General features: G+C 54.4%; 19 protein-coding genes and 1 pseudogene. All 20 read left to right on the top strand.

Features of this window, described 5'->3' with window-relative positions; genetic code table 11:
* Positions 1 to 98 precede the first annotated feature (98 nt).
* The gene (locus M2403_RS00850) at positions 99 to 779 is read left to right on the top strand and encodes a DsbA family protein (RefSeq protein WP_259228242.1); all 681 of its coding nucleotides are present in this window, start codon (positions 99 to 101) and stop codon (positions 777 to 779) included.
* Entirely contained in the window at positions 779 to 1,726 is a 948-nt protein-coding gene (locus M2403_RS00845; RefSeq protein ID WP_152325868.1) for an ABC transporter, read from the top strand. Before M2403_RS00850 ends, M2403_RS00845 begins: the two co-directional genes overlap by 1 nt.
* A gap of 57 nt (positions 1,727 to 1,783) precedes the next feature.
* Complete coding sequence (locus tag M2403_RS00840) at positions 1,784 to 3,931, top strand: peptidase domain-containing ABC transporter (RefSeq protein WP_259228240.1); 2,148 nt, start codon at positions 1,784 to 1,786, stop codon at positions 3,929 to 3,931.
* On the top strand, positions 3,931 to 5,121 hold the full coding sequence (locus M2403_RS00835) for an efflux RND transporter periplasmic adaptor subunit (protein ID WP_259228239.1): 1,191 nt from the start codon (positions 3,931 to 3,933) through the stop codon (positions 5,119 to 5,121). The genes M2403_RS00840 and M2403_RS00835 overlap by 1 nt, the downstream gene beginning before the upstream one ends.
* Positions 5,114 to 6,574: pseudogene (locus tag M2403_RS00830) on the top strand (ABC transporter permease); the annotation flags it as partial. The gene M2403_RS00835 and the pseudogene M2403_RS00830, both read left to right, overlap by 8 nt.
* Positions 6,575 to 6,625: 51 nt before the next feature.
* Positions 6,626 to 7,060, top strand: a complete 435-nt coding sequence (locus M2403_RS24900; RefSeq protein ID WP_405047808.1) for an FtsX-like permease family protein — start codon at positions 6,626 to 6,628, stop codon at positions 7,058 to 7,060.
* Positions 7,057 to 8,442, top strand: coding sequence for an efflux transporter outer membrane subunit (locus M2403_RS00825; protein WP_259228236.1), 1,386 nt, complete (start codon positions 7,057 to 7,059; stop codon positions 8,440 to 8,442). The genes M2403_RS24900 and M2403_RS00825 overlap by 4 nt, the downstream gene beginning before the upstream one ends.
* Positions 8,443 to 8,445: 3 nt before the next feature.
* Positions 8,446 to 9,717 (top strand): beta-ketoacyl synthase, encoded by a 1,272-nt coding sequence (locus M2403_RS00820; RefSeq protein WP_259228233.1) that lies wholly within the window; start codon positions 8,446 to 8,448, stop codon positions 9,715 to 9,717.
* Positions 9,717 to 10,529 (top strand): MaoC/PaaZ C-terminal domain-containing protein, encoded by an 813-nt coding sequence (locus M2403_RS00815; RefSeq protein WP_259228231.1) that lies wholly within the window; start codon positions 9,717 to 9,719, stop codon positions 10,527 to 10,529. The genes M2403_RS00820 and M2403_RS00815 overlap by 1 nt, the downstream gene beginning before the upstream one ends.
* 69 nt (positions 10,530 to 10,598) lie before the next feature.
* Positions 10,599 to 10,847 (top strand): acyl carrier protein, encoded by a 249-nt coding sequence (locus tag M2403_RS00810; protein ID WP_152325875.1) that lies wholly within the window; start codon positions 10,599 to 10,601, stop codon positions 10,845 to 10,847.
* A 3-nt stretch (positions 10,848 to 10,850) separates the two neighbouring features.
* Positions 10,851 to 11,585, top strand: coding sequence for an SDR family NAD(P)-dependent oxidoreductase (locus tag M2403_RS00805; protein ID WP_152325876.1), 735 nt, complete (start codon positions 10,851 to 10,853; stop codon positions 11,583 to 11,585).
* A 702-nt stretch (positions 11,586 to 12,287) separates the two neighbouring features.
* Positions 12,288 to 12,836, top strand: coding sequence for a tyrosine-type DNA invertase (locus M2403_RS00800; RefSeq protein WP_152325877.1), 549 nt, complete (start codon positions 12,288 to 12,290; stop codon positions 12,834 to 12,836).
* Between the two features lie 495 nt (positions 12,837 to 13,331).
* Positions 13,332 to 13,853, top strand: coding sequence for a fimbrial protein (locus M2403_RS00795; protein WP_152325878.1), 522 nt, complete (start codon positions 13,332 to 13,334; stop codon positions 13,851 to 13,853).
* Positions 13,854 to 13,960: 107 nt separating this feature from the next.
* Positions 13,961 to 14,644: a molecular chaperone gene (locus M2403_RS00790; protein ID WP_259228221.1), complete on the top strand. Its 684-nt coding sequence runs from the start codon at positions 13,961 to 13,963 to the stop codon at positions 14,642 to 14,644.
* Between the two features lie 97 nt (positions 14,645 to 14,741).
* On the top strand, positions 14,742 to 17,300 hold the full coding sequence (locus M2403_RS00785) for a fimbria/pilus outer membrane usher protein (RefSeq protein ID WP_259228220.1): 2,559 nt from the start codon (positions 14,742 to 14,744) through the stop codon (positions 17,298 to 17,300).
* Positions 17,301 to 17,314: 14 nt separating this feature from the next.
* Entirely contained in the window at positions 17,315 to 18,415 is a 1,101-nt protein-coding gene (locus M2403_RS00780) for a fimbrial protein (RefSeq protein ID WP_165057090.1), read from the top strand.
* Between the two features lie 56 nt (positions 18,416 to 18,471).
* Positions 18,472 to 19,005 (top strand): fimbrial protein, encoded by a 534-nt coding sequence (locus M2403_RS00775; protein ID WP_259228216.1) that lies wholly within the window; start codon positions 18,472 to 18,474, stop codon positions 19,003 to 19,005.
* A gap of 69 nt (positions 19,006 to 19,074) precedes the next feature.
* Positions 19,075 to 19,593 carry a fimbrial protein gene (locus M2403_RS00770; RefSeq protein ID WP_165057092.1) on the top strand — a complete coding sequence of 173 codons (519 nt, stop codon included), beginning with the start codon at positions 19,075 to 19,077 and terminating at the stop codon, positions 19,591 to 19,593.
* A 36-nt stretch (positions 19,594 to 19,629) separates the two neighbouring features.
* Positions 19,630 to 20,148, top strand: coding sequence for a fimbrial protein (locus tag M2403_RS00765; RefSeq protein ID WP_152325884.1), 519 nt, complete (start codon positions 19,630 to 19,632; stop codon positions 20,146 to 20,148).
* A gap of 147 nt (positions 20,149 to 20,295) precedes the next feature.
* Positions 20,296 to 21,006 carry a response regulator transcription factor gene (locus M2403_RS00760; protein ID WP_235937302.1) on the top strand — a complete coding sequence of 237 codons (711 nt, stop codon included), beginning with the start codon at positions 20,296 to 20,298 and terminating at the stop codon, positions 21,004 to 21,006.
* Positions 21,007 to 21,012: the final 6 nt, after the last annotated feature.

Here is a 21,012-nt window from a genome sequence, read left to right as displayed (position 1 = left end):
AACGCCCACCTGGCTCCTGTGAAATAATCACAACTGAAGGTATTTATTAACAGGGAGCCGTCAAAGCATTGCGTTAATTTTCAGGATGAAAGCCTCCCATGAAAAAAAGAATACTCCCCATTCTGGCTTATACCGTTTTTGTTGCGGTTATTTCAGCGCTTATTACTACCGCCTGGTTCCATTATTTCGTCTTAAACCAGAATAGCGACAGTCCGGAAGAACAGCAGGTTCTGACTTCCCTGAGCGCCGGTAAATTATCAAAAAGTCCGATCCAAGACGGGCAGGATATTATCGAAATTTTCTCTTACGGCTGTCATTTCTGCGCGCTGAATGAAAAGAACATAGAAGCGCTGGAAAAGCGTATGCCGGAAGGTAAAAAGCTGGTGCGCCTGCATTTCAGCCTCGACAACCAGGGCGGGCTGGCACGCTTTGCGCCGGTATTTGCGACACTTCAGGTCATGGGCATTGAAGAGGCGCACCGCGAGAGTGCTTATGAGGCCGTACTCAAAAACAAAATTGATTTAGGTGATGCAGAGAAACGCACTGCATGGCTTCAGGAAAACAAGATCAGCGTTGATGAATATAATAAAGTCAGCCAGACACCTGAAGTGAAAGAACTGCTGGACTACATGACGAAAGTCACTCAGTACTACGATATTAATGCCACGCCGGTCTTTATTGTGAATAAAAAATGGGTTGCTATTCAGGATCGCGAGTTCCCGGCTTTCTCTGATAATTTGCTGTCATTATTAGAGCATGACAAGGCGCTGGAGAAATAATGAAATTCTTCGCCCTGTGGTGCGCTCTGTTTTGGAAAAACCTGTCGGTCAGGCTGATGTGGTTTTTCTATAAACTCCGGCTTATCGGTTACAGGGCGCATTGTTTATTATTTCGTCACATTGATTACCGTATTATTTTTGGTTTGTCACGGTTCGGGCGCTTTCTGGGGCTGACGCCACGCCCGGTTAAACTGCGTGCTGCGGTCGCCCATTCAAACAGGAAGTGCCTGCTTGATGATAAAAAGACGTTTAATTATATCTGGCAAACCCGGCGTCGCGAGCTGCTGATTCAGGCGGTGACGTACGGGCAAAGCCGCCGTGCGTTGCGCGAACTGGCAGCCTGTTCGGCGGCGCTGAATGCGGTGGTTGAGCCGTTGCAGCGCGCCGGGCAGCCGGTCATTCTGGCGCCGCTGCACATGGTGTCAGACGTGCTTTCCACCATGGTGGGCGCGGCGGCGTATCCGGGAAAAGCAACGGTCATCACATCAAGAAGCGCCAATGCGCATGATGAAGCTGAACGGCAGCTGGGCGGTGTCGATCTGACCTACTGTTCAATTCATGACAATAACAAAACCCTGGCGGGCAACATGATGACGTCGGTAATGGAAGCGGCTGAGAATAAGCGAAATATTATTCTCTTTCCTGACATTACACCTGATTTCACCAACTTTGCGAGCAAGGATAAAAGCGAAAAGTTTCCGTGCCGGATATTTGGACGTCCGGCCCATCTGCACAGCGGAATTATTCGTCTGGCAAGAATGATGTCGGCACAGGTCGTTTTTTATCACCTTTATTACGATAAAGGATTGAAAATAGCGGTGCATGACCCGGTGCCGGCCAAAAAGCTAAAAACCGAAATGCCGGGAATTATTGAACGAAGTATAAGCGAACATTCCACTGACTGGATGCTGTGGCATTCACACTCACTCTTTTTTATTAATGAATAAACCAAAGTGCGTGCAGGGATATTACTGATAAGAATAGGATGTTGAGGTCGTTTGTTTATGGATAATATTATTCCCAGACTGGTTTATCAGGCTGAAACCAATGAATGTGCGCTGGCCTGTATTTCCATGCTGGCCGAAACGCAGGGCATCGACGCGCCGCTCGATGTGCTGCGTGAACGTTTCCCCGCATCAGCGCATGGCACTGCGCTGTCCACGCTTTGCGACATTTTAAATGAACTGTCGATCCCTGCGTATCCTGTCGCCTTCGATCTGGAAGAGTTGTCCGAACTGCCGCTGCCGGCGATTTTGCACTACGGCGCGAGTCACTATGTCCTGCTGGCTTACCGGCAGGGCAGTTACGTCTGCGTTATGAACCCGGCGATTGGCGAACAGCTTTTGCCGGTAGCAGCGCTGAAATCTGAAATCAGCGGCTATGCGCTGGTGCTCGATAAAGACGGAGCAACGGCAAAAGCCGTCCCTGAAAAGGTGAAGAAAACCCGCCGTTTCCGTGCGCTCGAATGCATGAGCCTGAAAGAAACCGCCGGTATTCCGGGCATTTACAGCCTGATGATGCTGGCATTTCTGGTGTCCCTCACGCTGTTTATCATGCCGGTGATGGTCAGCAGCGCCATCAATAATGTGTTCTCGTCCGGCGGGAAAACCGATTTCCCTTACTTCTACTATCTGCTGGCCTTCGTGATTTCCACGCTGCTGGCTTTTGCCGTGCGCAGCGTGACCGAGCGGTTCATCAAGCGCTTCGTAGTGATACAAAGTGTCAGCGGTTTTTCGCGGCTGATGACGAATTCCCTGGCCTATTTTGAGAAACGCAGCCCCGGCGAAATCTACAGCCGTTTCTCTAACTGGCAACTGGCCGCCGCCCGAAAAATCGAGCTGGACAACGGCCTGCGGGTGAACTGGATTGTCGGCGCAATCGCGCTCGGCGTGATGTGTTACATCAGCCCGATGCTGGCCGCCATTTCTGCCGTGGGCGTCACCCTGATGGGGCTGGTCAGCGTCTGGGCGATTTTCCGCGATCGTTATTACACCCAGCAAATTCAGGTAAAAAGCGCCGAGCAGAGTGATTTCCTGCTCGAAACTATCCAGGGTTTTGCCACGATAAAATCGGCAGGGCTGAGCAGCCAGCGTCAGGGCGTTTTTGCCGGATACGCGCTGTCGCTGTTTGACTGCCGCCAGAAGCAGAACGTTTACGAACAGGTCAAAAGCAGTCTGTATCAGCTGATCGGCAGCCTCGAGATGGTGTTTTTCATGCTGCTGGCGCTGCCGCTGCTGAAAGATAACCTGATTTCTCTCGGTGAGTTTTTCGCCTACAGCTTTGTTCGCCAGATTTTTACCGCGTACATCACGCAGATTTTCTTCTCCGTTTTGCAGAAAAATCAGCTGCACGTCATCGATACCCGCGCGAAGGATTTGTTTCCGTCCGCGCCGGTCAGTGAAGAAGGGCACAGCGAGACGCTGCCGCCGGTGGCGCATTTCAATGAGCAACTGACTTACCGCGATATCTGCTTTGCCTATGAACCCGGCAAACCGGTGCTGGAAAACCTGTCGGTGGTACTGCGTCGCGGCGAAGCGCTGGCGATCGTCGGGCAAAGCGGCGCGGGCAAAAGCACGTTGCTGAAAGTGATCACCGGGCTGATTGAACCGCAGTCAGGCGAAATTCTGGCAGACGGTCAGCGGGTGAGCAGCCGTCAGGCGCAGAAACTGTTCTTCCTGCAAAGCCAGGAGGACATCCTGTTCAATGCCTCAGTTGTTCAAAACATCACGCTGTTTGATCCGCATTTCGATGCACAAAAACAGCTGCGCGTTGATCAGGCTTTTCAGGGGCTGAACCTGAAAGACGTCATAGACCGTCTGCCGGGGAAACAAAATGCGCTGATCCGCGAAAGTCATCCGGCGTTATCCCTCGGCCAGCGGCAGCGCCTGATGCTGGCGCGTGCGATGTACAGCAATTGTCCTGTGCTGGTACTGGATGAACCGACGGCGAATCTGGATGAAGTCACCGCGTTGCAGGTCATGCACACCCTGATTGAACATTGCCGCCAGTATCAGAAAACGCTCATCACCGTCACGCACAGCGAAACCACCCTGACGATGTTTGACCGCATTTGCCGGATGGACCAGCGTCGCGTGGAATCTTACGGTACCGCGGCTGGCAGCCGCCGGATCCCTCAGGGAGATGAAGCGTGATGTCCGGATTAAAAAAAATAAATGCGCTGCCGGTCAGAAAGCGCAGGGCGGTTTTTGCGCTGGCCGGCGCGCTGGTGATTGTTCTGGTCGTCGCCGGTTTCTTGCTCTGGCAGGCGCTGAACCGCACCGAAGTTCCGCTGGTGACGGAAGAAGTCAGCCGCGGCGACATCGAAAAAACGGTGCTGGCCACCGGCATCCTCAAGCCGTCCGTGCAGGTCAACGTGGGCGCGCAGGTTAACGGTCAGCTTAAGAAACTGTACGTCCGTGCGGGTGACAAGGTGACGAAAGGCCAGCTGCTGGCCGAAATCGACCCGACCTTACAGCAAAGCGAACTGCGTAAATCCGAAGCCGAACTGGACAGCGCCGTGGCGCAGAAACAGGCGTCACTTTTTACCCTCAAACAATACCAGCTGGAGCTGAAACGCCAGCGGAAGATGGACAGTGAAGGTTCCGGGATCCGCAGCACGCTGGAGCAGGCGCAGGCGAAAGTCGATACGCAGGTGGCGCAGGTCAAAGTGAATGAAGCGCAGATTGTGCAGGCACAGATGTCGCTGGAAACGGCGAAAGCCAATCTCGGCTATACGCGGATCCTCGCGCCGGTTGACGGTCAGGTTCTGGGCATTGTCACCAAGGAAGGGCAAACCGTGGTGTCCTCACAAACCGCACCGACCATTCTGGTGCTGGCGAATGTCGATACCATGACCGTACAGACCCGTATTTCAGAAACGGACATTCTGAAAGTTCACGCCGGACAACCGCTGTGGTTCTACGTGGTGGCAGATCCGAAACATCGTTATGAAAGTGTGATGGGTACCTTGCAGGACGCACCGAATGACGCTTTGCAGGACGATACCGCCAGCACAACGTCATCACAGCAGCCGTCTGCCGTCTATTACAACGGCGTTTTCAGCGTGCCCAATCACGACCATGTGCTGCGCACATCGATGACGGCTCAGGTGTTTATTGTCACTGAGCAGGCCAGAAACGTGCTGCGTCTGCCGGTTGTCGCGCTCGGCGAACCGCAGGGGAAAGACCAGTATCAGGTGCAGGTCGTGAACGGGAAAAACGTTGAACAACGCCTGATCCGCGTCGGGATTAATGACCGCCAGTTTGCGGAAGTTAAAGAAGGGCTGAAGGAAGGCGAACGCGTCGTGGCGTTGCAGGGCAGTTCAGGAGCCGTCAATGGCTGATTCTCCGTTAATCGAGCTTGAGCATATTTACCGGCATTTTGGCACAGGAAATGCGGCCGTTACCGTGCTCAAAGATATTTCCCTGCGCGTGCATGCCGGGGAAATGCTGGCCATCATCGGCGCATCGGGTTCCGGGAAATCCACGCTGATGAACATTCTGGGCTGCCTGGATAAGCCGTCAGAAGGCAGCATGCGCATTATGGATGTGCCGACGGGCGTGGCCAGCAACGAACAGCTGGCGCAGCTGCGCAGCCAGTACATCGGTTTTATTTTCCAGCGTTATCACCTGATGCCGTATCTGACGGCAACGGAAAACGTCGCCATACCGGCGCTTTACACCGATATGCCTGCGGCTGAACGTGAGAGCCGCGCGACACATTTGCTGACGCGCCTCGGGCTGGGCAGTCGTCTGGATTATCGTCCGGCGCAACTTTCCGGTGGCCAGCAGCAGCGCGTGAGTATTGCCCGTGCACTGATGAACGGCGCGCAGATTATTCTCGCGGATGAGCCGACGGGCGCACTGGACAGCAGCAGCGGGCAGGAGCTGATGGCGATTTTGCACGGTCTGCATCAGGCCGGGCATACCCTCATCATCGTGACGCACGACCGCAATATCGCCAGCCAGTGCCAGCGCATTGTGGAGATCCACGACGGGGCGATTGTTGCCGACAGCGAAAATCCGGTGGCTGAACAGGAGCAACCGCAGGGCTTACCGGCGACCACCGCAACGGGCCGTTCACCGGCCTGGCAGGGCATCAAAGAAGCCGTGCGTATGGCGTGGCGATCGCTGCTCGGACACCGCGTCCGCGCGTTCTTGTCCATGCTGGGCATCATTATCGGCATCTCGTCGGTTGTCTCTTCCATGGCGGTCGGCGAGGGCGCCCGGCAGAGCATTTTGAGTCAGATCAGCCAGCTCGGCACCAGCACCATCGAAATTCAGCCCGGTCTGGGCTGGGATAAACCGCGTCCGGATTTTGAACGTTCGCTGACGCTGGACGACGTTGAGTTGCTCGGCCGTCAGCCTTTTATCGACAGTCTGTCGCCGGTGGTCAGTAAAACGGTCATCGCGATACGCGGCGGTCGGCAGGTGCTGGTTTCGTTGTCCGGCGTCAGCAATGGTTTTTTCCGCGTGCAGGGGCTGAATTTTGCGTCGGGAAATCATTTTACCCGCCGTGACCTCGACGACCGCGAGCCGGTCGTCATCATCGATCAGAGTGTGCGCAGCACGCTGTTTCCCGGCGGCGAAGATCCGATGGGCGAGATTGTTCAGCTTTCCGGCGTGCCTTACCGCGTGATTGGCGTGGCGGACAGAAAAGGCCCGAAATACATCGGCGAGCAGCTGAGTTCCTGGATCCCTTATACGTCGCTGATGGAACGCATGTCCGGGGATACGCCCCTGCAATCGATCACGCTACGTATTGCCGACAATTTCCCGATTGAGGATGCGCAGAAAGACGTTGAGCGGTTGCTGGATTCTGCGCACGGGAAACGCGATTTCTTCACGATGACCAATGATCAGATGACCAAAACGATCCGCAAAACGTCGGAATCTATGACGCTGCTGATCACTGCCATTGCCGGGATTTCCCTGCTGGTCGGCGGCGTCGGGGTGATGAATATCATGCTGGTGTCGGTCACAGAGCGTACGCATGAAATTGGTATCCGCCTTTCCGTGGGCGCACGCCCGGCGGACATCATGCGGCAATTCCTGATTGAGGCGATGGTGATTTGTACGCTCGGCGGGCTGATTGGTATTGCGGGCTCCGGCCTTGCCGGGCTGATTTTTTCTCAGGTTACGCAGGAATTCACCATGATTTTCACCTGGCCGCCTATTTTGCTGGCTTGCGGATTCTCCGCGCTTATCGGGCTGGGGTTCGGCTTTTTCCCGGCACGGAATGCCGCCCGTCTGCACCCGACGGAGGCGCTGGCACGCGAATGAACAAACTGACTCTTATCGCCGTCACGCTGATGTTGAGCGGCTGCGGGCAACTGCTTAAAAGCGATTACCAGAGGCCCATGCTCTCTGTGCCTGACGCCTGGCGCTTTCAGGAAACGGGATCCGCCTACGCGAAATTCACACCGCACTGGTGGGATAACTTTGACGATCCGCAGTTGTCGCGGGTGATCAATGCCGCGCTGCAAAGTAATAACGATCTGGCGCTTGCCGGGATCAAACTTAAACAGGCGCGGCTGACTGCCGGATTGTCGGATACCAATCTGACGCCCGATTTCACGGCGAACGCGTCGGCCAGCAATACCAAAAATATGCGCAAGTCCACCACGCCGGTGGAAAGTTATGCCAACGGGCTGTCGGCGTCGTATGAGCTGGATTTGTGGGGAAAACTGGCGCGAACCCGTGAGCAGTCGGACTGGCTGGCGCAAGCGTCTGCCGAAGATTTGCAGGCGACCGCGCTCACGCTGATTGGCAACACGGCGCAGCTTTACTGGCAGATTGCCAGCCTGAATCAGCAGATCACGACATTGCAGCAAAGCCTGAGGATCGCGCAGGAGACGCTGAAGATGGTCACCTCCCGTTTCAGTGCGGGTGATCTCGGTCAGCTGGATTATTTGCAGGCGCAGCAAACGGTACTGACGCGGGAAAACAGCCTGCGGGATCTGATCCAGCAGCGCGAAGAATCGCGCAATGCGCTGGCGATTTTGCTTAACCGGCCCGCCGGACAGTTTGCCGCTGAACGCCGTTCGCTGGATTTCCACCAGACCGTACCGGTCGCCAGCCGCTTGCCGGTTGAGGTGATCGCCAGAAGGCCGGATGTGCAGTCATCCGAAATGAGTTTACGCGCCGCGCTGGCGGGGTCTGATGTTTCGCGGCTGAGCTTTTATCCGTCGCTCTCGCTGAACGGATCGCTGAATGCAGGCGCGGCGGTGTTCCGGCAGTGGTTCAGCAATCCGGCACGTACGCTGGGCACGGCGCTCGATTTGCCGTTTATCCAGTGGAACAAAGTGCAGATGACGGTGGAACAGTCCGGGCTGGATGTGCAGACCGCCGCAATCCAGTTCCGCAGCACTGTTTACAGCGCGTTGCAGGATGTGGATAACGCCCAGTCGCAACGCCAGACGTATCAGCAGCAAAAACAGAGTCAGTTGCAGAATCTGGAACTGAGTCGTCAGCGGCTGACGCTGGTAGACAGCCAGTACCGCAACGGGTCGGTGACCTTCCAGACATTACTCGATGCGCAGGATTCGCTGCTGGACAGCGAAAATACGCTGATCACCACCCAATACAATTATCTCTACTCCACCATGAAACTCTGGCTGGCGCTGGGCGGCGGGGAAGACAACACAATGAATCAGAAAGGATAAGTAATGGAAAAGGAACTGTCTGAACGCGCTAACGCCCCGCGTCGGGTCGTGGTGACCGGTTACGGCGCCGTCACGCCGCTGGGCATGAATGCCGCAGAAAGCTGGGCGGCGATCATGGCGTACAAACCGGGTTATCAGTACTGCGACAAATCAGCGGCCGGAATCAAATCGCGCTTCTACGGGCTGATTGAAAACGAGCCGGTATTAAAAAATGTACCGGCGGCCATCCGCCGCCGCCTGCCGCGTTATGCACGTCTGACACTCGCGTCGGCGCAAGAAGCCATGAAAATGGCCTTCGGTGATGAACATCCGGAACAGCATTATGACCTGCTGGACTGCGGCGCAATTATGGGCACCGGCTGGGCGGGGCAGGATGAAACGCAGGTGCATTACGACGATTTCCTGCGTACCGGTATGGGTTCGCCGTTTGGCTGTTTCTTCTCGATGCCAAGTTCTGCCACGGCGGCGGTCAGCCTGCTGTGGGGGCTGCGTGGCTATCAGAATACGACAATCGCGGCCTGTGCCACTGGCACCATGGCGGTCGGCGATGCGTTTGAACTGATCCGCAACGGGCGGGCAAAAATGATGCTCGCCGGGGCGGGGGAATCGCTGCGCTCGGATTCGGCGGTCTGGAATATCGACGTACTTGGCGCGCTGGCCAGCGAACAGGGAGAAATCGCCCGCGCCTGCTGCCCGTTCAGCCTCGACCGCAACGGGTTTGTGCTCAGCGAAGGCGCGGCGGTGCTGTGTCTGGAAGATCGCGAAACCGCGCTGGCGCGGGGCGCGACTATCCTCGGCGAGATTTGCGGATACGGAAATTTCTCGGACGCCTTTGACTTTACCGCACCGGCAGCCGACAAAATTGCGCGGGTGCAGACCATCCGGCATGCGCTGGATCAGGCGGGCATCGCGGCCAGCCAGCTCGATTACATCAACGCGCACGGCACGTCCACGCCGCTTAACGATCTCAACGAAACCGAAGCGATCAAAATGGCGCTGGGCGATGAAGTGGCTTACGCCACGCCGTGTTCGAGCACCAAATCCTATACCGGTCATCTTATTGGCGCGGCGGGCAGTTTTGAAACCATCGTCTGTCTCCAGGCGCTGGCGCACCAGATTATGCCGGCGACCTGCAATCTGAATAACCCGGATCCGGCGTGCGATCTGGATTACATCCCGAACCAGCATCGTCCGGCGCAGATGAAAACCACCCTGAACCTGAGCTTTGGTTTTGGCGGGGCGAACGCGGCGCTGGTAATCAGCCGGGGGCAATAATGTCGTTTATTTACAGCCTGCGCGATGCCAAAACGTGGGCGAAGTTTTCCGGTGATTACAACCCGATTCATTTTGATCACGCCGAAGCTAAACGGCTGGGGCTGGACGGTTTATGCGTTCACGGCATGCGCGCGATGCTCGATATCAAAACGGCGCTGAGCGCCCGGATGGAAAACGATGCGTCCGGCGCGGACGGTTTCAGTTTCGTCAGCCGCCTGCGCGAACCGGTGCTTTGCGATGAGCCGTATCAGCTGGCGCTGAGTGAAACGGTGCGCCGGGGACGTATGCAGATAAGCGGCAATCTGCTGGGCAAAGAGGCCTCCGCGCAGGCCAGTATCAGCAGCAAACTGACCGGCACCGGTGGCGTAAATTTAGCGCCGGTGACGCAGACGTTTTCACTTTCTGCGCAAACCCTGAGGTCGTTTTATCAGGATTTCCCGCACGGGGGAAAACCGGTGGCGGTCTGGAATTTTATGGACGCGGTGCTGTTTCGCCAGCTGGTTCAGTCGTCCGGCACGCTCGACACCGTGCGCAGTATTTTGCCGGAAGTCAGGGCAACCTGCCTGAGCGAAGTGTTCAGCCAGGTTCAGGTGGTGCAAACGCATCATGAGACCCGTTTTTCACGTTCGCTGCTGGCGGCGGGCACAGAAACGGGGTGCTGCGAAGCCTTCGATTACGCCGTGCTGCCGACGCTGGTGACCGGCGATAAGCATTCGGGGCTGATTTTGCTCGCCAGCCTCCAGGCATGGCGCGGCGAGGAACCGCGCATGACGGTGACCGTAACACTCAAAACCGGGCCGCTGACGGCCTGAATAAAAACACTGATTCATTATTCAATCTTTGAACACACACAATAACATAATGATATTAAAGGACTAAAAATGGCTCAATACGATGAAGTTTATGAAAAAGTCAGCGAGATGCTGTGCGATGCGAAAGATCTGGAACCTGATGCCTTAGCGCCTGACTCGCCGCTTCACCAGCTCAAGCTGGACAGTCTGGATTATGTTGAGCTGATGGTGCTGGCGAAAAAGGAATTTGGCGTGTCGGTGGAAGCCGAATTGTTCGTCAATAATCCGCAAATTTCGCTGCGCGAATTGTGCCAGTACCTCAGCGATAACAGTAAATAAGCCATGCAGGATAAATGGATCCTCGTGACCGGCGGAAGCCGTGGCATCGGTCGTGCCACGGTGATGAGGCTGGCAAAAGACTGGAATGTCGTTTTCACCTGGCAGAACAGCCAAAAGGAAAGCGATGAGCTGGAGCAGGCATGTGCCGGATTGCCGGGTTCGGTAGAAGGGCATCAGTGCGATGGCCGCGATGAACAGGCGGTGGCGGCGTTGTCCGCTGAGCTGCTGGCGCGTCTGGGCGCACCGCATGCGGTAGTTCACAATGCCGGGATTACGCTTGATGCGTTGCATATTCATCAGACCCGCGAAAACTGGCACAAAGTGATGGATACCAACCTGAATGCCATCTTCTACTGGAACCAGCAATTACTGGAACCGATGATGTTGCAGGGAGGCGGATCGGTGGTGATGATGTCATCCGTCACCGGCATTAAAGGCAACAGCGGCCAGACGGCGTATGCCGCCACCAAAGCCGCGATGATCGGCGTCAGCCGGACGCTGTCCATCGAGCTGGGGCGTTTCGGCATTCGGGTTAACTGCCTGTTGCCGGGTTATATCCGCACGGAAATTCTCGATACCGTGCCGAAAGACGTGTTGTCGGGGATCCGTAAAACGATTCCGCTCAAACGTTTTGGTCAGCCGGAAGAAGTGGCTGGCGCGGTATCCTGGCTGGTCAGTGATGACAGTGCCTATATGACCGGCCAGACGCTGGTTCTGGACGGCGGTCTTTCCGCCTGAGTTTTTCTCCGCCTGTTTCCGCTGTGTAATCAGGACGCTCTGCGTCCTGATTTTGTTTGATTTCCCGTCCACGTCTTGCCGCTCTCTGTCAGATTTCCCTCTGCCTTGCCACATTCTGTCCATTGCGTGATCAGCGACCTCCATTTGTTTGCCTGTTTGTTTGCACAATGAAAAATAAATGTTCACACAATGAAAAACCCCCGAATAAGGCTAAGAAAATTCCTTACCGCTTACAGCGTTTTTTCGCCAATAAAACCTGATAAAAAACAGACAAATATGTAAGTTTTTAGGATGTTTTTTAGCGATTAATCATTCAAAGCTATCGGTAAGACCGGTAAATTCCTTATATTCCCGTGCGGTTTATTATTTACTTACTCTGCCTGTGTTATTTTCCTTATGATTATATAACCAACCTCACCTATACTCAGATTCAGGGGGTTTTTATTATTGGTTTCATTTCGTGAGGTGAGCGAGTCGCATATATACAGGGCAACAGGTTTAGATGTTTTTTTGAACATTATTAATTTTTTTGCAGGAGGTGCGAGCGTCTTATTAGTGACATTGGGTATTTAAACAAGGAGCAGAAGTTAACCTTTCACTTGCAAGGATTGGCCTGAAAACAAATAAATGTTAACAGACTTTATTTGTTGGGTTGGGTGAACGATAACCTTATCTCAGATAACATACAGAGGAACAGGCACTATGAAAAATCGTAAATATTTGACCCCGTCCGAAGTGGAGAAACTGCTCGAGGCCACGCTGCATGGCAGGCACGCGGAGCGTGATTATTGCCTGATCTGGATGTGCTTTATCCACGGCTGCCGGGTCAGTGAGATCAGCAACTGGCGGCTGTCCGACATCGATATGGAGGGCAATAATATTTATATCCACCGTTTAAAAAATGGTTTTTCTACGGTTCATCCTCTTTATATGAGAGAAAGGAAATCTCTCCGGCTTTGGCTCAATAAAAGGAAGCAATACCGGGGCGCGGATTCAGACTGGTTGTTTTTATCAAACCGTGGCGCGAAATTATCACGACAGAGAATTTACTGGTTAATTCGTAATTATAGTGAGGCCGCTAATCTCACTATTAATGCCCATCCTCATATGTTAAGACATGGCTGCGGATTTGCGCTTGCCGATCGCGGAATAGATACCCGGTTAATCCAGGATTATTTAGGTCACCGGAATATTCAGAACACCGTTTTATATACCGCCAGCAATGCTCAGCGGTTTAAAGAAGTGTGGTAAATAACATGTAATTAATTATTACAATGGAGTCATTTTGAACTAAATTGGAGCCTATCCTAGTGAGAGCGTAAATCTCTGTCAATACTGTAAATCCCTCCCCGCCAAAATTCACATTAATTAACGTTTTTTCAATAAGTTACTGCCGTAAAAACTATTTTCTCCCCATTTTTATCTCTCGGTTTTTTCTTATATCCCGTTGCTGAGGCTATTCCTTGTCTGCGACACCTCTCAATTTAACCAGATTAAAACACTATAAAAATTAAATTATCTGGTTTTAATGACTTTTAATCGTGTGATTTTTGGTGGTTACCACCAAAGGAGTCACTTTAGTTCAAAATGAATCGTTTGGTTTAGGACGTTAACCTGACCAAACGCTTTATTAAATGGAGTGGAACTCCATGAACTAAATAAAGGAATGGCAGATGGTTTTGTCAAAAACAATTCGATTACACCCTGAAGGTGTATCGACAGCAATATGTTAATAGGAAAAATATCGTGAAAAAGAATCTTCTTGTTGTTGCCCTGATGGCTGCTTCCGCTTTTGCTTCTTCAGCTTTCGCCGCTGATGGCGCAGTAAACTTCACCGGCACCATCACTGATGCAGCTTGTACTGTTGATACAGCTTCTAAAGACCAGAACGTCTTCCTGGGCAATATCGCACGTACAGCTTTCCCGGTTGCAGGCACCCTGGCTGCACCTAAGAAGTTCACTCTGGTTCTGACTGACTGCCCGGACACTGTAACTGGTGCAACCGTACGTTTCGACGGCAACCAGGTTTCTGGTGATAACAGCATTCTGGCACTGACCGCTGGCGACACTACCGCTACTGGCGTAGGTATCCAGATTTCTGACAACCAGAACAAAGTGGTCCCACTGTACGAAGACTCCTCTGTATACCCGCTGGTCAGCACCGGCGCTAACAACCTGGACTTCTCTGCACGTTACATCTCCCTGACTGACGCTGTAACTGTCGGTGATGCAAACGGCGTGACTCAGTTCACCGTTGTTTATCAATAAGTCTTACTGATCGCCTGGCGATCAGATAAGTCAGACCAGGGGCTCCAGAGCCTCTGGTCTGTTTGAACCCTTGGTCTACATGAATCCCAAAGACAGGTTGAATCACCATGAATAAATGGCGCGTCACAGCGGTGGCAGCACTATTAATGACATTCGCGTCTGCGGCGCAGGCAGGCATCGTCGTGGGCGGAACACGTCTGATTTATGACGGCGGAAAGAAAGAAGCGTCGATCAATATCAGTAACCCGGATCACACGCCGTATCTCATTCAGTCCTGGGTCGATGGCGCCCTGACCGAAACGGGTGCGCAGGGTGAAAAGGCGCCTTTTATCGTCACGCCACCTTTGTTCCGTCTTGATGGCAACCAGCAAAATATCCTGCGAGTCGTTCGCGCGGGCGGCAATTTGCCGGAAAACAAAGAATCGCTCTACTGGCTGAACATTAAATCGATTCCTTCAGCGGAGAAAAAAGAAAACACCCTGCAAATTGCGGTGAAAACACGCATCAAACTGATTTACCGCCCGGCGGCCGTCAAGGACTCGCTGGAAGACGCCGCTAAAACGCTGACCTGGAAACGCGTCGGTAACAGCCTGCAGGTGACCAACCCTTCTGCACATTACATCACTTTCTTCAATGTGAAGATTAACGGCACTGCCGTGAAAGAAGCCACGATGGTTGCACCGCAATCAAGCGTCACCTTTGCCGTTCCTGCATTGAACGGCGGCGCACTGAGCTGGCAGTTCATTAACGACTACGGCGGTACCAGCAAGCCGTTAGTGGCAACACTCTGATCTGCGCCGTCGCCGGATAAGCTTTGCTGTGCGGGCAGGACAAGGGATGGAGGGTGCACCAGTCAGTCTGGTTGCGTTGAAAAATGGAATTATACGAATGAACAAAAAACCGAAGAATAAGACTTCGACCGGCTTTAAACGCTCCCGGATTGCCTGGCTGGTTTCCTGTCAGTTCGCAATGTTAATGGGCGGTGCAGGAATGGCCAGTGCGGCGGAATATTTCAACCCGGCATTACTGGAAATTGATAATCCCGCACAGGGGAAAGCCGATCTTTCTGTTTTTGAAGAAGGGGACTTGCAGCCACCGGGTACGTACCGCGTTGATATTTATCTCAATGGTTCGATGGTCGATACCAAAGACGTCGTATTTTCACTCGTCACAAACAGCTCGGGTAAAAAGAGCCTTCAGCCTTGTCTGAGCACCGAAATGCTCAAAGAGATGGGCGTCAGAACAGGGATGTATCCGGGCATTGCAGCCACGGATGAGTGCGCCAACTTTACCGCCGAAATCCCTCAGTCTTCTGCGGCACTGCGTTTTGATCAGCAGCGGCTGGATCTTAGCATTCCTCAGGCCTCACTCAATTCTCAGGCGCGCGGTTACGTTTCTCCTGACAAATGGGATTCGGGCATTCCGGCGTTCCTGATGAATTACAGTTTCAGCGGGGCGAATACCGAAGCGCGTAATAGCGACACCCGTAATTCCGATACGTATTACCTGAATCTGCGTTCCGGCGCGAATCTGGGTGCCTGGCGTTTGCGTAACTATTCGACCTGGAACCGAGACAGCAAAGGGACCGATCACTGGGATTCCATTAATACGTATTTACAGCGCGATATTCAGGTGCTTAAAAGCCAGCTGACGCTCGGTGACAGCAACTCACCGACGGAAGTTTTCGATACCGTGCCATTCCGTGGGGTTCAGCTGGCAACGGATGACGACATGTTACCCGACAGCATGAAAGGCTATTCGCCGGTCGTGCGCGGGATTGCGCGCAGTAACGCACAGGTCACGATCCGCCAGAACGGATACGTCATTTACCAGAGCTACGTGCCCGCGGGTGCGTTTGCGATTTCCGACCTGTATCCGACGGCGGGCAGTGGTGACCTGAACGTGACTATTAAAGAAGCCGACGGCAGTGAGCAGAATCTGGTTGTGCCGTTCGCCTCGGTGCCGGTGCTTCAGCGTGAAGGCCATCTGAAATACAGCTTCACCAGCGGTCAGTACCGTTCTTACAGCAGCGATGTTGAGAAAACGCCGTTCACGCAGGGCACGGCCATTTATGGTTTACCCCACGGCGCAACGGTGTACGGCGGTTTGCAGGCAGCGAGTAAATATCAGTCGCTGGCGATGGGACTCGGGCAAAACCTCGGGGCCATCGGTGCCTTGTCGGCGGACGTGACGCAGGCCTGGACCAGGCAGGAAGATAACCCGAAAGACAGCGGTCAGTCATACCGTGTGCGCTACGGTAAAAGCTTCGTTGAATCGGGCACGAACTTCAGCCTGGCCAGTTACCGTTATTCCACGCAGGGCTTCTATACCCTGAAAGAGGCGCTGGAAAGCTATTCCGGCGGCAACGGCTATTACTCCGACCATAAGAAGAGCCGCGCAGAACTGACGCTGAGCCAGAACTTATGGGAAAAAGCCGGTGCGATGTCCCTGAGCCTGGTGAAAGAGGAATACTGGAATAACAACCGTTCTGCCGAGTCTGCCAGCGTGGGTTACAACAACACCTGGAAAGGCGTTTCTTATGGCCTCAACTACACCTACAACCGCAACGGCACTGACAGTAACGGCAACCGCACGTATTACACCGACCAGATTGTCGCGGTCAATATCAGCGTCCCGCTGGGTCAGTGGCTGGCAGGCAGTTATGCCACGTACAACCTCAACACCAGCAAGAACGGCAACACCACGCAAAACGTCGGTCTGAGCGGAACCACACTGGCGGATAACAACCTGAACTACAGCATCAATCAGGGTTATGGCAGTCAGGGGCAGGGTTCCAACGGGTACGCGAGTGCGGACTACAAAGGCGGTTATGGCGAAGTTAACGCCGGTTACGGTTACGACAACAGCCAGCGGCGCATGGATTACGGCCTGCAGGGCGGCATTCTGGTGCATGAAAACGGCGTGACGCTATCGCAACCGCTGAGCGAAACCATTGTTCTGGTGAAAGCGCCGGGAGCGGATGGCGTCAGCATTGCCAGCAACACCGGTGTAAAAACCGACTGGCGCGGTTATGCGGTGGTGCCGTATGCCACGGCGTACCGTCGCAACCAGATTTCACTCGATACCGCAACGTTACCGGACGACGTCGACATGACGCTGACCAGTACGGCCGTTATCCCCACCCGCGGCGCGGTGGTGCGTGCGGACTTCGATCCTAACGTCGGCCAGCGTGTCCTGATGACCCTGACCCGTGCCGATGGCCAGCCGGTTCCGTTTGGTGCAATGGCGACCAACAGCACCGGTAAAAACGGCAACAGCAGCATCGTGGGCGATAGCGGACAAGTGTATCTGTCCGGTCTGGCCGACGCGGGCAAGCTGGACGTGAAATGGGGCAGCGGCGCGTCACAAGCGTGTCAGGTGAATTACACCCTGTCTGAGCAGCCTGCCGGTTCTGGGATTCAGATGATTAACGGAGCCTGCCGGTGAGGGGAAATATGGAAATGAATAATCAACATCCTGAACAGTCAGTGGAAAGGGAAAACGTACAAATGGCGTCTGAAATCATTCATCCCCGCATCTCTCTCTGGGGAAAAACCTGCGCGCTGGTCTGTTTTAGCCTGTCGGTCTGGGCGATGAGCAGTACTGCGCAGGCGGCGAGCTGTCAGCCAACGGACGGCACCAAAACCTATAACTTCGGCATGGATTATCTGCTGAGTGACCCGGCGCAAAACACCGCCGGAATGGTGAAGCCGGACGCGTTTACCTGGAACCTGAGCGGAAACTATAACGTCACCTGTTCCTGTACCGGCAGCTACACCGGCGCATATGCGACCGCTAAAGTGCCGGATACCGGCATGGTCTACAGCGACGGAACGCTGAACTATTATGCGATCAACGACTACCTCGCGGTGGCCAGTAAGGTGTACATCGCCGGGCAGGTGAACGACTTTATCGCGACGCCTTTTGACGGGCGCAGCAATCTCAATACGGCGACCAGTTGCGATAAATACCCGTATGCGACAGGGTCCAGAGGCTCGGTGTCACTTTACTTCCGTCGTCCTTTTGTCGGTGTTCAAAACATCCCTCTGACGAAAATTGTTGATGTGTATATCGCGACCGATGCCACGACGCAGTCCCCGACGCCGGTATCCACGGTCTGGATGAGCGGAACGGTCACCGTCCCCCAGTCCTGTGTGATCAACGGCGGCGGTGTGATCACCGTGCCTTTCGGCGACATCATGTCCGGTGATATTTCAACCAAAGGCGAGATGGCGAAAAACTTCACGCCGAAGAATGTCGCTTTCAACGTCGCCTGTACCAACATCTCAGACGGGGTTCAGGTCAGCCTTTCCTTCCAGGGCACACCGGATGGAAACGATCCGACTGCGCTGGCGACGACGAACAGTGATGTGGCGGTGCGACTTCAGGATGCGGCGGGCAAAACCGTTGCGCCAGTGAGTGGTTTCCTGCCGCTGAACATGGATTACACGTCTCAGGTGGGAACATCGGAAATCAACTTATATCCCTTTAACACCACGGGGAATATGCCAGATACCGGGAACTTCACGGCAACGGCCACGATCCGCGCTGAAATTCAGTAATGCCTGCGCCCGAAGCGCAGCGTGACTGACAGAGTAAAGATAAGGAGATGAGTACGATGAACTCTCAACGGAATAAACAGCAGATTGTGACGGCGCTGGTGCTGGGTGCGGCTTTTGTCCTGGCCTCACAGGCCGCGAAAGCCGACACCATCATGAATATTACCGGCAACATCAAGGCGTCGCCGTGCACGATCAACGTGCCAGCCGGCGGGCTGAATGTCGATCTGGGGCAAAACATCCAGGCGGCCAGTCTGGTGGCACCGGGCGCAGCGTCGGACTGGAAATCATTTTCCATCGCGCTGACCGCCTGCCCGACGTCAACAGCGACGGTGACCCTGACGATGAACGGTACGCAGGATGACGCTGACAACACGTTGTACGCCAATGCCGGTACGGCGGGAAACGCGCAAATCGAAGTACAAAACAGCGAGGGAACGCGTCTGGGTAACGCCGTTCAGTATACAAAAAATATTGATGCGGCCAGCCGTGGCGCTGAATTCGATCTGCAAGCCCGCGCGTATACCGTTAACGGCAATGTGACGCCGGGAACGATAAACGGTGTGCTGCTGGCGACGTTTATCTACGAATAACGTCGCACGGCGCGTTCACTAAACACAATTTCCAACATGACTTTTATTAACGTGAAAACAGGAAATAACATGAAAGGACTTATGAAAACTTCATCGCTGGCGCTGGTCATTTTTGCTGGCCTGAGCCAGAGCAGCTTTGCGGATCCGACACAAATCAACATTAACGGCACGGTCGTGGCCTCTGCCTGTACCGTTGATAATGCCGGTGCTCCGGTGCAGGTGACGCTCGATACGCTGGAAGCCACGGCGCTGGCGACCGCGGGCGAATCAGGTGGATGGAAAACGTTTGATCTGAAGCTGATTAACTGCCCGGCAACCACTACCGTCAGCACCGCGACTTTCGCCGGTACGCCTGCCACGGCGAACGCCAACCTGTACACCAATACCGGTACTGCGACCAACGTAGAAGTGGAACTGCAAAACACGGCAGGTAAGCAGCTGGGTAACGGCGCGACGTACGCGGTAGATGTTGATGCCAGCACCCATGAAGTGGTCTACCCGTTGCAGGCCCGCGCGTTCACGACCGCCGGTTCTGTCATGCCAGGAACGATCATCGGTTCTGTACAAGCCACCTTCACCTACCAGTAACGGCGGGCGGGCACGGGCCGTCATGGGAGACATTCAATGAAACCAATAAAAAGTATTCAGGGCGTTCTGCTGCTGGCAGCGGGGGTCAGCGCGTCTGCTGCTAGCGCTACAGATCTGAATATCAACGGGAAGGTCGTCAGCAGCCCGTGCATTGTGGATACCGCGTCAGTCAGCCGCGATGTGGATTTTGGTCAGCTCATTATCAAAAAGGATCTGGCGACGGCGGGGGCAGGCGGGGACTGGAAATCCTTTGAGGTCAGGCTGAACAATTGCCCTGCGACGGTTTCCAGCGTCATCGCTAATTTCACCGGCACACCGGCGCAGGAAGACGCGACGCTTTACAGCAACAGCGGAACGGCCACCCACGTTGGCGTACAACTGGTCACCGATGTCGATAAAACGGTAGTACTGGCGCCCGGCAGTCAGTTAAGCGCTGATGTCGATGCGCAGAGAAGCGCGGTATACGAGCTGGCCGCGCGGCCTTACACCACGAGCGGCGAGGTGACTCCCGGCTCACTGGTGAGCCTGACACAAATTAACTTTACCTATCAGTAGCATCGCCTTCTTTCCTGTCTGCTACCGGAGGGGCTGGCGGGAAAGGGCATTCATAAAGCGGTGAACAATGGATGTTGTTCACCAGAAGGGAATTCGTTTCGTGCCATCGGGCACGGGAAGGATCACTGAAAATACAAGGAAGACATTATGAACAGTTTAAACAGCGTCAGATTTCATCAGCATGCCTTCATTTCGGCGGCCGCGGCCGCCTATCCGCAAGGGGCGTTTATTATGGATGCCTGCCCGGTTACCGCGCTGGGTGTGAAAAAAATGCTGGTCGAATCCGCCGGGATCACCGGACCTTTTACCTATGTTCAGTCACTTGCCGCTATCCCGGAGAAAATTGCCGACGCGCCGCCCGCGTTGCTGATTATGGATATTTGCGGTGAAAAGGAATCCGTGCTCGACGGGTTACGCCTGCTTTCCCAGATCGTGACGTCCAGTCCGGCCATGAAAATTGTGATTTGTACTGACTACAGTGACCACCGGATCCTCGAACTTTTAGCGTCTTCCGGGGCTCACGGCCTGTTGCTCAAAAATGAGCCGGTACTGGCGCTGGAGCAATGCGTTACAGAAGTGCTGGCTGGTGCAACACAGTGGTTAAGCCCGCGTGCGCGGCAAATCCTCTCCGGTACCCGACAAACCACGACACCGCTCACCGCGCGTGAGCTGGACGTGCTCGCGTATCTGTTCTCCGGCCTGAGCGTTTCGCGGGTCGCGCAAAGACTCCACCGGGATATCCGCACCGTCAGCACGCATAAGCGCAATGCAATGATGAAACTGGGGTTTCACAATGACAGCGAGCTCTTTGCCCAGGGGACGTGGATGGCCAAAATCGGCCCGTCCGCGATCATGTAATTTCAG

The sequence above is a fragment of the Rahnella sp. BIGb0603 genome, assembly GCF_024808755.1.
Taxonomy (GTDB): Bacteria; Pseudomonadota; Gammaproteobacteria; order Enterobacterales; family Enterobacteriaceae; genus Rahnella; species Rahnella contaminans.
The sequence above is the reverse complement of the archived record's forward strand: the minus strand, read 5'-3'. Positions and strand labels throughout refer to the sequence as shown.